Raw genomic sequence first — 12,960 nt, forward strand, 5'->3', positions numbered from 1 at the left:
AGCTCCGGAATAAATGGCGGGGAATTTCAGCTTTTATCACATACAAAAACGCTTTAGCGTTTTCGGGTTTGAAGCGCTCCCGCCATTTATTCCGGAGCGGACAGTTGTCACCCCTTGCGGGGCGTAGGCCGAAGCGCAGACTGGAAATGCGCTTCTTCCCACAACTACCGCCACTTTTTCAAACCAAAGCAAAAAAGCCCCCTGCCAGCTCATTCACTGACAGGAGGCTTCTTAAACACGATTTATCGCTTCTATTAAGCAGCACTTGGATCGGCTTTTACTGCCTGAACATAATCGTCTGCTTTCTTTTTGTCGAACTGACCTTCCCAACGAGAGATCACGATTGCTGCCAACGCATTACCTACTACGTTCACAACTGTACGAGCCATATCCATCAAACGGTCTACACCGGCGATGAAAGCAAGACCTTCTACTGGGAGACCTACAGAGCCGAGCGTAGCCAACAATACTACGAACGATACTCCCGGTACACCAGCGATCCCTTTGGACGTAACCATCAGTACGAGCATCAGCGTGATCTGTGTGCTGATTGGCATGTGAATACCATACATTTGCGCAATGAACAGAGCAGCCAGTGCCTGGTACAGCGTGGAACCATCCAGGTTGAAGGAGTAGCCCGTCGGAATAACAAAGGACGTGATCGCCTTCGGACAGCCCATCTTCTCCATTTTTTCCATAATTTTAGGCAGTACAGTCTCGGAGCTGGAAGTGGAGTAAGCCAACAACAGCTCGTCCTTCAGTACACGCAGAATGGAAGTGATTTTGACTCCGCTGATACGTGCGATGATGCCCAATACCACCAAGATGAAGAACAACATGGCAAAGTGAACCAAAATAACCAGTTTGCCCAATGGAATGAGCGATGACAAACCAAACTTGGAAACGGTAACACCAATCAGCGCAAAAACACCAAACGGAGCAAAACGCATGATTGTGTTTACAACCCAGAACATCGCGTCTGCAACCCCATTGAAGAAGTTGAGAACGGGCCTTCCTTTTTCTCCTGCTGCTGCTACACCAAGTCCAAACAGAACGGAGAAGAAAATAATGGCTAACATGTCGCCACGAGCCAGCGCATCAAACACATTGGTTGGCACAATATTGACGAATGTTTCCACCATGCCGTGGCTTTGTGTCGTTTCTGCCGTGTCTACATACTTGTGGATATCGGTCTTGGTAAGAACTGTTCGATCCACACCGAGACCCGGTTGAAAGATGTTCGCCGCCAAAAGACCAATGATAATGGCTATCGTGGTAACGATTTCAAAATACAGAATTGTCTTACCACCGATTTTGCCCAGCTTCTTCATGTCACCTACGCCTGCTACGCCCACAATAAGCGTGGCAACAACGATCGGAACGACAATCATTTTAATCAATCGGAGAAAAATATCACCGATAGGCTGTAAATAGGTCGCCACTGCCGGGTTGCCGTAAAAAATAGCACCCACCAGGATACCCAGAATGAGACCGATGACAATCTGCATCGCTAATCCAAACCGCTTCATTCTGACACCTCGCTATGAAAGATTAAGATGTGACTCTCAAGCCGATATGCTTATACGCATCAAGCTTAAGTGGTATATAGGTGAGCATCATATCATGACTTTTTGTGTTTTCCCCTTTTTTGTATTCTTTTCATTTCTTTATTTTTTCTGATATTTCCTTACGAATCGCGATATTATGGGGCTCGTTGTATTCGTTTCTGGAAAAATGATAAAATAAGGGAATCAGTTTTCAGCGATTTTTCATTCAGAATGGAGCGCAGTCATGACGATTCGGAAAATGATCATCCTGCTACTAGTTCTTGCAGTCGGGTTGTTTCTTTTACCTTACTCCGTCCCCTTTTTGCTAGCACTGTTAACAGCAATTCTGGTTGAGCCGCTCGTCTTGTTTCTTATCAAAAGGCTACGAATGAATCGGATGAGTTCGGTAATCGCCTCCTTTTTCCTATTCCTCATTTCTTTTGGGATCGTACTGTACTGGATCGGTACGCAGATCGTGATTCAGGGAATTGATTTGGCTCAGCGATTACCCGCTTTTTCGCAGCATATTTTTGAGTTGGTCGAGTCCTATTTGATGAGCTGGGAAACTTACTATGAATCGTTACCTGCCGAAACCGTCTCGGAAATCCAGAGTGTCTTCACTGGGCTTAAAAGCTGGGCGCTTACTTCAGCCTCCACGGTTGCCAAAGGCATTCTCGGTGTGGCAGCCATCGTTCCGGGCTTTTTGATCTCGACAATTATTTACTTGGTTGCCTTGTTTTTGATCAGTCTCGATTTGCCGAAATTGCGTGCGGGCTTCATGAGAATGTTTACGGTATCTGCTCGTGAAAAGGTCGAGGTGGTTATCTCTCAATTGAACCGTGCCACCCTTGGTTTTTTACGTGCGCAAATCATCTTGAGCCTGATGACGTTCACGCTGTCCTTTTTGGGATTGCTTATTTTGCAGGTCAAGTATGCAGCCGTCATTTCGCTCATGATCGTTTTCGTCGATATTCTCCCCATCTTGGGCGCAGGTTCGTTCCTCGTCCCATGGGCTATTTACAACTTCTTGATGGGCAACTCTTATTTGGCAATCGGCCTGATCGTCATTTTCCTCGTGATTACGGTCGTCCGCCGCATTATTGAGCCCAAGGTACTCGCATCTAATCTGGGAATTAGTGCCCTTGCCGCTCTTGTCAGCTTGTTCCTCGGATTTCAGGTAATGGGATTTTTCGGGCTCATACTCGGTCCAGCGCTCGTCATCATTTACGAGGCGCTGCGGAAAGCTGGTTTCTTGAATTTCAAAATAGATTTTTGATGGGCACAAAAGATTGGTAGTGCTGCGGCCGTTTTTTCCGGTGATAGAATCGGAAAAGCGGCCGTTGATATAGAAAGATCTGGGGGAGAGCTTATGTGTGCATACAAAGAACTGACCACCTCACAACGAACAATCATGACGCCAGGGCCCGTCGAGGCCGAGCCTAGTGTTCTTCGCGTGATGGGTTCACCCATTTTGGGGCAATTTGATCCAGAATTTACGAACATCATGAACGAAACAATGGAAATGCTTCGGAAATTGTTTCAGACATCCAATCATTGGGCATTCCCTATTGACGGAACTTCCCGGGCGGGCATTGAGGCCGTTTTGTGTAGCATAATCGAACCAGGAGATCGGGTGCTTGTACCCATTTATGGACGCTTCGGGCACCTGCTCACGGAGATTGCGGAAAGGTACGGCGCAGATGTGATTACGATGGAAACGCGCTGGGGAAGTGTCTTTGAACCGCAGGACGTCATTGCCGAAATCGAGCGAGTTCAGCCCAAAATCGTAGCAATGGTTCATGGCGAAACATCCACCGGATGTGTTCAGCCTTTGAAAGAAATCGGAGAAGCTTGCCGCCAGATGGATGTCCTATTTGTCGTCGATGCTGTCGCTTCGATCGGCGGGACAGAAGTGAAGGTAGACGATTGGTACATCGACGCATGTATTGGCGGCACACAAAAATGCTTGTCTGTCCCCTCTGGGATGGCTCCTATCACGTTTAATTCTCGTGTAGAAGCACTCTTGCTCCAACGGAAAAAAATTGAGCGTGGACTCGCTGATCCCTCTGCTCCGAAATCTATTCACACCCGAACGATCCGCAGCAACTATTTTGACTTGAGCCAGCTCATGGATTACTGGGGACCCGCACGGCTGAACCACCATACGGAGGCGACAACGATGCTGTACGCCTTGCGCGAGGGAGTGCGCATTGTCCTCACGGAAGGTCTGGAGGCGAGATTCGCCAGACATCGCTTGCATGAACAAGCCTTGGTCGCAGGTGTATTGGCGATGGGATTGCAGCTCTACGGCGATCCGGCTTGCAAACTTCCCGTCGTGACCTGCATTAAAATTCCTGAGGGACTGGACGGAGAGTCAGTCCGCGCCATGCTGCTCGAAGATTTTCATATTGAAATTGCCAGTTCCTTCGGGCCGCTAAAAGGGACAATCTGGCGGATTGGCACAATGGGCTACAGCTGCCGGAAGAAAAATATTTTGCATGTGCTAGGGGCGTTGGAAGCGGTTCTCATCCGGCATGGAGCCCGTGTACACGCAGGGCGCGCCGTTCAAGCCGCGCTGGATATCTACGATCAGGAAAAAGCACAACACAGCTAAACCCCTCTTCAGCGGAAAAAGCCCTTGTCATCCCCCACTCACTCAGGGGTAGACAAGGGCTTTTCTTCCTGCTGAACACGCGCCAATAAATCGACGATGTGCACGGCCTCCATCTTTCCTTCCAGTCCAGCTCGATGAATGCCTGCTTTCATTTGCAACAGACAGCCCGGATTCGAGGTCACGAGAATGTCCGCTTGGGTAGCCGCTACATGGCCCATTTTTTCATCCAAGAGGCTCCCGGCCATCTCAGGCTGCACCAGATTGTAAATGCCCGCAGAGCCGCAGCAGCGATCTCCCTCGCGAAGCTGTACGTATGTGGCTCCTGGAATGGCTTGCAACAGGCTCACCGGCTCTTTTGTCACCTTCATCCCGTTGCGCAGGTGACAGGAGGATTGATAGGTGATCCGCTGCGGCAATGATTGCCATTCTTTTGGCTCGACGATGAGTGCAAGCACCTCGCTAATATCCTTCACGCGTGAAGCGAACCATTGTGCCTTCTCCTGCCACTCGGCATCCTCCGCCAGCAAATGGTCGTATTCTTGCAGCATCGCCCCGCAACCGCCTGCATTGGATACAATGATATCCACATCAGCCTTGTGAAAAGCAGCCACATTTTTTCGCGCCAGATGGCGAGCCTGTTCACGCTCACCGCTATGTGCATGGAGAGCACCGCAGCACACCTGGTCTGGAGCGACGATGACCTCACAGCCTGCCTCACTCAGAAGCCGCACGGTGTTGCGATTCGTCTCATTGAATAGGACATCCATGATGCAGCCGTGAAACATTCCTACGCGATACTTGCGCTCGCCTACGGCTGGAATAACCGTGCCACCGAAAAAGTCCACGATACCTTTTCCAGATGCTTCAGGCATGATCGCTTCCATTTCCCGCATTTGCTTAGGTAGGATGGATAACACTCCCAGCTTGCGAGCAGCTTTTTGCACACCTGAGCGCTGATAGAAGCGTAAAAGCCCGCCGAGCTGGTACATGCGCTTCTGATGAGGAAACAGGTGAAAAAACGCGAGCTTGCGGACGGCTTTGACCCACCATGGATGCTCCTGTACCTCTTCGATCGCTTCTCTCGTCTGCTCGATCAGCTGACCGTACGGCACACCTGCTGGGCATACAGGCTCACATGCTCGGCAGCCTAGACAGAGATTCATTTGATCGACGAAATCTTTGTCCGGCTCCATGACACCGTCTGCTACGGCTTTCATCAAGGCGATGCGACCTCGTGGAGAAGCTGCCTCATAGCCTGTTTCCCGAAAGGTCGGACAGGCTGGCTGACAGAAGCCACAGCGCATACAGTTGGACAGTTCATCGTAATCGAGTTTATTTACCAAGGCTTCTTTAAGCACGCTGGACCACCACTCTGTTCCGGGACTGTTTGGCAAACATCTTGTCAGGGTTCAGGAGATTGTGAGGATCGAAAGCGTGCTTGATGCCTTTCATGATCTCCATACCTGCGGCTCCTACTTTCCACTCCAAATACGGTGCCTTGACGATCCCTACGCCATGCTCTCCCGTAATCGTTCCGCCCAAATCGATTGCCGCAGCAAAAATTTCCTCGAAGGCATGCTCGACACGCTCGATCTCTTCCGTGTTGCGAGCGTCTGTCATGCAGGTCGGATGCAAATTGCCGTCACCTGCATGGCCAAAGGTGCATATTTGCAGTCCGTAACGCTCTGTAATCTCTTGGATCGCGGCGACCATCGGTGCTATCGCGGCGCGGGGAACGGTCGCGTCCTCCAAAATGGTCGTAGGACGCATCCTTGACAATGCGGCGAGCGCACTGCGTCTAGCAGTCATTACCTCATCCGCTTCCTCGGCTGTCGTCGCTACTTTGATTTGGACGGCATCGTTCTTCTGGCAAATAGCCGCGATCTGCTCCATGTCCCGATCGACTGTCTGCGGCTCTCCATCCTGACCGATCAGGAGGATCGCCGCCACATCTGTCGGAAGCCCGATCTGTTTGAAATCCTCGACAACACGGATTGTACCCTGATCGAGAAATTCAAGCGTGCCAGGAATGATGCGATTGGCAATAATATCGGAAACAGACCTCGCCGCCTGTGCCATATCTGCAAACATAGCCAGCATGACTCGCTGTGTTTGCGGCTTCGGAATCAGCTTGAGAATAGCCTCGGTAATGATCGCCAATGTGCCCTCGCTGCCGACCAAGAGCTTGGTCAGATCATAGCCCGCCACATCCTTCATCAGCTTGCCCCCGGTACGGATGACCTCACCGTTCGGCAACACAGCTTCGAGACCCAGCACGTAATCCTTGGTTGTTCCGTACTTCAACCCACGCAGTCCACCCGAATTGAGCGCAATATTCCCGCCAATCGTGGAGATGACCATGCTGCCTGGATCTGGTGGGTAAAACAAACCGAGTGCCTCTACCGCCTGATGGATGTCGACCGTTCGAACCCCCGGCTGCACCGTTATCGTCAAATTTTGCTCGTCAATCTCTACGATCTGATTCATCCGGCTCAATACCAAGACAATTCCGCCACCGACTGGTATCGTTCCGCCGCATAGATTGGAGCCTGCTCCACGCGTCACAATCGGGATGTGATGTCGCGCTGCAACTCGCATGACCTGTTGGACTTCGGCTGTGCTCTTCGGCATGACGACCACATCCGGCAATGCTTGCTGCATCGGCGTCGCGTCATACGAATAGGCGACTAATGCTTCCTGTTTGTCGAGACAGTTTTTCTCTCCGACGATGGCACGCAGCTCTTCGCGAATGGATTCTGGCAACATGGAATCTCTCCATCCTTTCCCAAAAACTTAGTCAAACTGCTGAATGGCTTCCCTGATTCTTCCATTGGTAACATTCAACAGACGAGTGGCCTCTTCCCTGCTCGATCCAGTCAGCTTCATGATAATGGCTGTCTTCGCATCACCGTCTGCCTGATCAGCCAGTTGCTCCGCTTCCTCGTAACTCGCTCCGGTCACTTCCATGATGATCCGCTTTACTCGTTCCTTCAGCTTGAGGTTGGTCGCCTGCACGCTTACCATCAGATTTCCGTACACTTTTCCCAAACGAATCATCGTCGCTGTCGTCAGCATGTTCAGCACCAGCTTTTGGGCCGTTCCTGCCTTGAGCCTCGTCGATCCGGTCAATACTTCCGGTCCTACGACGACATTAATCGCTACATCTACACCTTCATTAATGTACGAAGGCTTGTTGCAAGAGACAGCAATCGTCTTGGCATCGATCTTCTGTGCCTCCGCCAAAACACCGAGAACATACGGAGTCCGTCCACTGGCTGCGATCCCTACGACCACATCATTTTTGGTCACGCCGTATTTATGCACATCTTCTTGGCCTAATTCAAAAGAATCCTCTGCACCTTCTACCGCGCGTACCAGTGCGGATGGTCCGCCTGCAATCACACCCTGAACGAGCTCAGGCTGGGTACCAAAGGTCGGTGGGCACTCGGACGCATCCAAGATCCCTAAGCGTCCACTCGTTCCAGCACCAAAGTAAAACAGTCTTCCGCCCTTTTCCAATGCGTGTGTGATGACATCTACCGCATCGGATACTTGATCGAGGACGCGCTCTACTGCATAAGGAACCTTCTTGTCCTCATCGTTCATCATTTGTACGATGCCTCGGGCACTCAATTGATCCAAATCACTGCTGCCCTCGTTTTTTCCTTCAGTCGTCAATGCTTGCAAGTTCTCCAGATTCATGCTCTATCGAACCTCCTTTTCAATCTTACTGCCCCATGCTCACTTCATGACTGATCCAGATGGCAAGTGACAAAGTGCCCTGCTGAAACCTCGCTAGCCACTGGCGCGACTGTTTTGCAAATGTCCATACAGTGGCGGCAACGCGGATGAAATGTGCAGCCAGACGGCGGATTCGCTGGACTAGGCAGGTCTCCCTCCAAAATGATCCGCTGGGTCGTCAAATGGGGATTCGGTACAGGCACCGCTGATAACAGTGCTTGTGTATAGGGATGTGTTGGTTTCTCGTACAACAATTGTTTATCCGCTACCTCCACCACTTTTCCGAGATACATGACCGCTACCCGATCAGAAATATGGCGGACGACACTCAAATCATGCGAGATAAACAAATACGTCAGATTGAATTCCTTTTGCAAATCTTGCATCAGGTTCAAAATTTGTGCCTGAATCGACACGTCCAGAGCAGATACAGGCTCATCAGCCACAATCAGCTTCGGGCGCAAAATCAGTGCCCTTGCTATGCCAATCCGCTGGCGCTGACCACCGGAAAACTCATGCGGAAAGCGATCCAGCTGCTGCTTGGAGAGGCCGACGATCTGGATCATCTCCTCGACTTGCTTGCGGCGTTCTACTGAATTGCCGATGCCGTGGATGATGAGTGGGTCCTCCAAAAGCTGGCCGATTGTTTTTCGTGGGTTCAGCGAGGCAAACGGGTCCTGAAACACGAGCTGCATGTTGCGTCTAGCCCGTCGGAGCTCTGATTCATTGAGCTTGCGGATATCCTGTCCTTCAAAAAAGATTTCTCCATCAGTCGGTTCAATCAGGCGCAGGATGCAGCGTCCTGTCGTGGACTTCCCACAACCTGATTCGCCTACGATACTGACAGTCTCGCCTGGGTAAACAGTCAGATTGACTCCATCGACGGCACGTACGATTTTCTCCTTGCTGAAGAATCCTTGCTTGCTCGTGAAATGCTTGGTCAATGATTTGACTTCCAGCAGTGGTTGCCTCATTGCATGTCCTCCTCGCGATACAGCCAGCAGCGGCACTTTTGGTTGTCTGCGACAGGCGTAAGCTCTGGATTTTTCTCGCGGCAAATATCCATGACCTGTGAGCAGCGCGGTGCAAAACGACATCCCACTGGCATTTCGCTCAAAAGAGGCACCGAGCCCGGAATCGCATCCAAACGCTCTTGGTTGACACTGACAGAAGGCATCGATTTCAAAAGCCCTCTCGTATACGGATGCTTCGGCTCGTCAAACAGCTGCTTGACGTCGGCTTCCTCTACGATTTGACCTGCATACATGACGATGACGCGATGACACATCTCCGCCACGACTCCCAGATCATGTGTGATAAGCAGGATGGAAGTGCCTTGCTCTTGCCGGACTTTTTTCATGAGTTCCAATATTTGCGCCTGAATCGTCACGTCCAACGCCGTCGTCGGTTCGTCGGCAATCAAGAGCTTGGGCGCACAAGACATCGCCATCGCGATCATCACACGTTGACGCATCCCGCCTGACAATTGGTGCGGATAGTCGGAAATGATTTCATCGGCACGCGGAATTCCGACTTCTTTCAAAAGCTCGATCGTCCTTCGCTTGGCTTCCTGTTTAGACAATCCGAGATGCCGACGAAGTGGCTCGCTGATCTGTTTGCCGATCGAATGCAATGGGTTGAGCGAAGTCATCGGCTCCTGAAAAATCATCGCGATCTGATTGCCGCGAATCGTCTGCATTTGTTTATCCGTAAGTGAGAGCAGCTCCTTGTTTTGAAAACGGATGCTCCCGGTCATCTCCACATTCCGTCCCAAGAGCTGCATGATGGACATGCTGGTCACGCTTTTTCCACATCCGGATTCACCGACCACACCGACGGTTTCACCAGGCTCTACAGAGAGACTGACACCCTCGATCACGGTCAGCTTTTTGCCTGCTTGGATAAAAGAAGTTCGCAAATCATCAATCGTAAGCATTGCTGCCATGAGTACTCCCCCTTTTCATCAGGATGTGTGGTCAGGTTTGATCACAGAAAATAATCGATTATGGTGAGCGGTCCGCCACGCCCCGATTAACGGGCTCGCAACAGGATGCACGCGGTTTGTCAATGTAATCAGCGTCACGTCTCTCGCCGGGTCCGACCAGATCGACGTTCCTGTAAAGCCGGTATGCCCAAAGGCGCGCTCCGAAACAAGGTCTCCCCCACTGCAACCTGCGGCAAGCTGTTCTAAGGAGCCGCCTGTCGAGGAAATGATCCATCCCAGTCCTCTGCGATGAATCGAATGGTCTGTGAGTGCGCGAGTAGCCAAGGCACACAGCGTCGGATCAAGCTGTACGGAAGCCTTCCCACTCGTCCAAATGTGCATGTAGCGCTCTGTATCAGCCAAGGTGGAAAAAAGTCCGGCGTGCCCACTGACACCTTCCAAGCCATAGTGGGCGTTGCAATCGTGAACCGTGCCACTAATAACTCCTTCTCGCCAACTGTATCCGGTCAAAGCTTGCTGCCATTCCAACGCCAATGGATGTCTGGCTTCTGCCAGCTCCGACAAAAAAGTCACAGCCATCTCTTGTTCAAAGGCATTTCCCTTCTCCGTAGCAGCGATGTCCATTCCTTGCAGACGTGTTTGTTCCAGCGGCAAGTAGCTCGTATGAAGCATTCGGCTCGGTTGAAAAATCAGTCGCTTCGAAAGCGCGTCCAGTTCCTCGTCCCAGATACGCTCCAGTAAAAAGCCCAACAGCATGAATCCCAAATCACTGTACACAACGCTACGTCCTGGGTCATTCAGCATCGACTCGTTTGCGATGAGCCGCAAATAGTCCTCCCGTTTTTTCCCCAGTAAAAAGTACGGACGCCATGCAGGAAGTCCCGATGTATGTGTGAGCAGGTGAATGATTTTGATCTGCCCTTTGCGTTCCTGATCGTGGGCGCTCGCCAATTCTGGCAAGTAGGTCGTCACGGAGTCAGTCAACGAGAGCTTGCCTTCCTGCACACTGATGAGGATGAGTGGCAAGGTCACCATCACCTTGGTCAAAGAGGCCATATCGTACAGCGTTTGACTATAAACCGGCCTTCCATCATGTCCATAGCTTGTTTTTCCCATGCAAACTGTCACAGCAGGCGCATCTTTTCGCAGTATGCTGACAGCGCCTCCTGGAAAAATGCCCTGATGAATCCCTCGCGTCAGACTGGACTCCATTCGTTCTCTGAACTGTTGCACGTTCATTCGTTCTCACCTCAGCCTATCGTTCCTATTTCCCACGATGACGCGGGTCGAGAATATCACGGACGGCATCCCCAAACATGTTGCAAGCAAGAATCGTCACCGTCATGGCAATGCATGGCCAGATGATCATGCCCGGAGCCAGCTCCATGTAGCGGCGCGCCTCTGAAATCATCCCGCCCCATGACGGGTCTGGCGGCTGAATCCCCAAGCCCAAAAAGCTGAGGGCCGATTCTGTCAGGATCGCACCTGAAATCGCCAGAGAGGATTGAACCAGCAGTGGTGCCGTTACATTCGGAAAAATTTCCTGAAACAAGATACGCGGTGTACTCGCACCGATGGCACGAGCGCTTTCTACGTACTCCAGATTTTTGATAGAGAGAACCGCTCCCCTCACCGTCCGGGTGAAGATCGGAATGTTCACGATCCCGATAGCCATGATCGTGTTGAAGGTTCCCGGCCCTAATGCGGCGACAATCGCCAGCGCCAGCAAAATTTCCGGAAAAGCAAACAGAACGTCCATACAGCGCATGATAAAACCGTCAATCCAGCGCCCGAAGTAGCCAGCGATCAAGCCAAACAGCGTACCGAAAACGACACTGACAAGAACGGCAGAAAGCCCGACCACAAGCGATACGCGCGCACCGTGGATGATGCGGCTCAAAATATCACGACCAAACTGGTCCGTACCTAGCAAAAACTCACCCGAGCTGCCTTCCATCCGATGATCCTGAAACATTTGTGTCGGGTCATGCGGAGCCAACACCGGAGCCAGCACTGCCGTCAAACAGAGCAACGCCAGCAAAATGGAGCAGAAGACGGCTGTCTTATTCGCCAAAAAACGCTTTCGAAATGTGCTCATGTCGCATTCCCCTTGTCAATACTTGATACGTGGATCAATCCAGGTATAGATCAGGTCGATGAGCAGATTGACCAGGACAAACACCAGAGCGACGAACAAAACGCCTCCCTGTACAACCGGATAATCCCGCTGATAAATTCCTTCCAGAATGTACTGGCCCAGACCAGGAATCGAGAACAGCTGCTCGACGATCACAGACCCGCCCAGCAGGTAACCAATCTGCATACCTGCGATCGTGACGATCGGAATCGAAGAGTTGCGGAACGCATGGCCCATAACGATTGTCCATTTACTGTTGCCCTTGGCCCGCGCTGTCCGAATAAAATCTTTGTCCATGGTTTCCAAAAACGCAGAACGAGTCATCCGCATCACACCAGCAGCCACCACAATCCCCATCGTTGTCGCAGGCAGTATGAATACCTTGAACGCCTCGATCGGATCATCCCAGAAGTTCACCACATCAATAGGTGGGAACCAGTTGAAATAAAGCGAAAAGCCGAGCAGGAGCAGGGTCCCGATGGCAAAGTTCGGAACAGAAATGCCTAGTAGCGTAAACACACGAACCACGATGTCTGTTTTGGAATGAGCGCGAATCGCCGAGAGAATCCCGAACGGAATCGCGAGCAACCATCCAATCAGAACGCCAAATACAGTCAGTTGCATGGTGATGGCAAAACGCTTGAGAATTTGGGGCAAAATCTCTTCTCCTGTGTGGACCGATACACCAAAATTCCCTTGCAGGATTCCTGTGATCCAATGCAGGTACTGGTTAATCAACGGCTGATCCAGCCCCATGCTTTTATTTAACGCCGCAATCGCTTCCGGTGTGGCACTCGTTCCTAGCATGATGGAAGCTGGATCGCCCGGCACCAGATGCAGGATCGTGAAGATCAAGACGGATATGCCAAACAGGATGGGAATCAGGCTGGCGACACGTTTGATTAGATAAGATCCCACGAGTTTCCCTCCATATTTAGAAACTTGGCTCCGCCTAACCTCTGGCGGAGCCTTCATC

Annotated in this window: 11 protein-coding genes; 2 read left to right on the forward strand and 9 right to left on the reverse strand. The window is 51.3% G+C overall.

The features are described 5' to 3' along the window. Nucleotides 1–254: 254 nt before the first annotated feature. Entirely contained in the window at nt 255–1,529 is a 1,275-nt protein-coding gene (locus ACFVS2_RS12355) for a cation:dicarboxylate symporter family transporter (protein WP_173619199.1), read from the reverse strand. A 262-nt stretch (nt 1,530–1,791) separates the two neighbouring features. Here ACFVS2_RS12355 and ytvI point away from each other — a divergent pair, with 262 nt between their 5' ends. Together ytvI and ACFVS2_RS12365 are read left to right on the forward strand one after the other, a co-directional pair. Beyond that, nucleotides 1,792–2,823 carry a sporulation integral membrane protein YtvI gene (gene ytvI, locus ACFVS2_RS12360; RefSeq protein WP_390234199.1) on the forward strand — a complete coding sequence of 344 codons (1,032 nt, stop codon included), beginning with the start codon at nt 1,792–1,794 and terminating at the stop codon, nt 2,821–2,823. 93 nt (nt 2,824–2,916) lie between these two features. Beyond that, nucleotides 2,917–4,161 (forward strand): pyridoxal-phosphate-dependent aminotransferase family protein, encoded by a 1,245-nt coding sequence (locus ACFVS2_RS12365; protein WP_390234202.1) that lies wholly within the window; start codon nt 2,917–2,919, stop codon nt 4,159–4,161. A 38-nt stretch (nt 4,162–4,199) separates the two neighbouring features. On the opposite strand, the gene ACFVS2_RS12370 is transcribed toward ACFVS2_RS12365, so the two are convergent. From ACFVS2_RS12370 to ACFVS2_RS12405, 8 genes are read right to left on the reverse strand one after another with little or no spacing between them, the layout of a single operon-like run. Then, complete coding sequence (locus ACFVS2_RS12370; protein ID WP_390234205.1) at nt 4,200–5,519, reverse strand: (Fe-S)-binding protein; 1,320 nt, start codon at nt 5,517–5,519, stop codon at nt 4,200–4,202. After that, a complete protein-coding gene (locus ACFVS2_RS12375) occupies nt 5,512–6,927 on the reverse strand; it encodes an FAD-binding oxidoreductase (RefSeq protein ID WP_390234208.1) in 1,416 nt (471 codons plus the stop codon). The genes ACFVS2_RS12370 and ACFVS2_RS12375 overlap by 8 nt, the downstream gene beginning before the upstream one ends. Before the next feature lie 27 nt (nt 6,928–6,954). Next, a complete protein-coding gene (gene murQ / locus ACFVS2_RS12380) occupies nt 6,955–7,863 on the reverse strand; it encodes an N-acetylmuramic acid 6-phosphate etherase (protein ID WP_390234210.1) in 909 nt (302 codons plus the stop codon). Between the two features lie 44 nt (nt 7,864–7,907). Beyond that, nucleotides 7,908–8,876 (reverse strand): ABC transporter ATP-binding protein, encoded by a 969-nt coding sequence (locus ACFVS2_RS12385; protein ID WP_390234213.1) that lies wholly within the window; start codon nt 8,874–8,876, stop codon nt 7,908–7,910. Beyond that, a complete protein-coding gene (locus ACFVS2_RS12390; protein WP_390234216.1) occupies nt 8,873–9,847 on the reverse strand; it encodes an ABC transporter ATP-binding protein in 975 nt (324 codons plus the stop codon). Before ACFVS2_RS12390 ends, ACFVS2_RS12385 begins: the two co-directional genes overlap by 4 nt. 18 nt (nt 9,848–9,865) lie before the next feature. Beyond that, nucleotides 9,866–11,086 (reverse strand): serine hydrolase domain-containing protein, encoded by a 1,221-nt coding sequence (locus ACFVS2_RS12395; protein ID WP_390234218.1) that lies wholly within the window; start codon nt 11,084–11,086, stop codon nt 9,866–9,868. 25 nt (nt 11,087–11,111) lie between these two features. Further along, nucleotides 11,112–11,945: an ABC transporter permease gene (locus tag ACFVS2_RS12400; protein WP_173619207.1), complete on the reverse strand. Its 834-nt coding sequence runs from the start codon at nt 11,943–11,945 to the stop codon at nt 11,112–11,114. Nucleotides 11,946–11,960: 15 nt separating this feature from the next. Further along, entirely contained in the window at nt 11,961–12,902 is a 942-nt protein-coding gene (locus tag ACFVS2_RS12405) for an ABC transporter permease (RefSeq protein WP_390234221.1), read from the reverse strand. Between the last annotated feature and the right edge of the window lie 58 nt (nt 12,903–12,960).

The organism is Brevibacillus sp. NPDC058079, assembly GCF_042885155.1.
Classification (GTDB): Bacteria; Bacillota; Bacilli; order Brevibacillales; family Brevibacillaceae; genus Brevibacillus.

Coding starts and splice junctions, on each gene's coding strand:
- ACFVS2_RS12395 (WP_390234218.1), bottom strand. CDS start 11,086: ATGAACGTGCAACAGTTCAGAGAACGAATGGAGTCCAGTCTGACGCGA.
- ytvI (WP_390234199.1), top strand. CDS start 1,792: ATGACGATTCGGAAAATGATCATCCTGCTACTAGTTCTTGCAGTCGGG.
- ACFVS2_RS12375 (WP_390234208.1), bottom strand. CDS start 6,927: ATGTTGCCAGAATCCATTCGCGAAGAGCTGCGTGCCATCGTCGGAGAG.
- ACFVS2_RS12365 (WP_390234202.1), top strand. CDS start 2,917: ATGTGTGCATACAAAGAACTGACCACCTCACAACGAACAATCATGACG.
- ACFVS2_RS12385 (WP_390234213.1), bottom strand. CDS start 8,876: ATGAGGCAACCACTGCTGGAAGTCAAATCATTGACCAAGCATTTCACG.
- ACFVS2_RS12400 (WP_173619207.1), bottom strand. CDS start 11,945: ATGAGCACATTTCGAAAGCGTTTTTTGGCGAATAAGACAGCCGTCTTC.
- murQ (WP_390234210.1), bottom strand. CDS start 7,863: ATGAATCTGGAGAACTTGCAAGCATTGACGACTGAAGGAAAAAACGAG.
- ACFVS2_RS12390 (WP_390234216.1), bottom strand. CDS start 9,847: ATGGCAGCAATGCTTACGATTGATGATTTGCGAACTTCTTTTATCCAA.
- ACFVS2_RS12355 (WP_173619199.1), bottom strand. CDS start 1,529: ATGAAGCGGTTTGGATTAGCGATGCAGATTGTCATCGGTCTCATTCTG.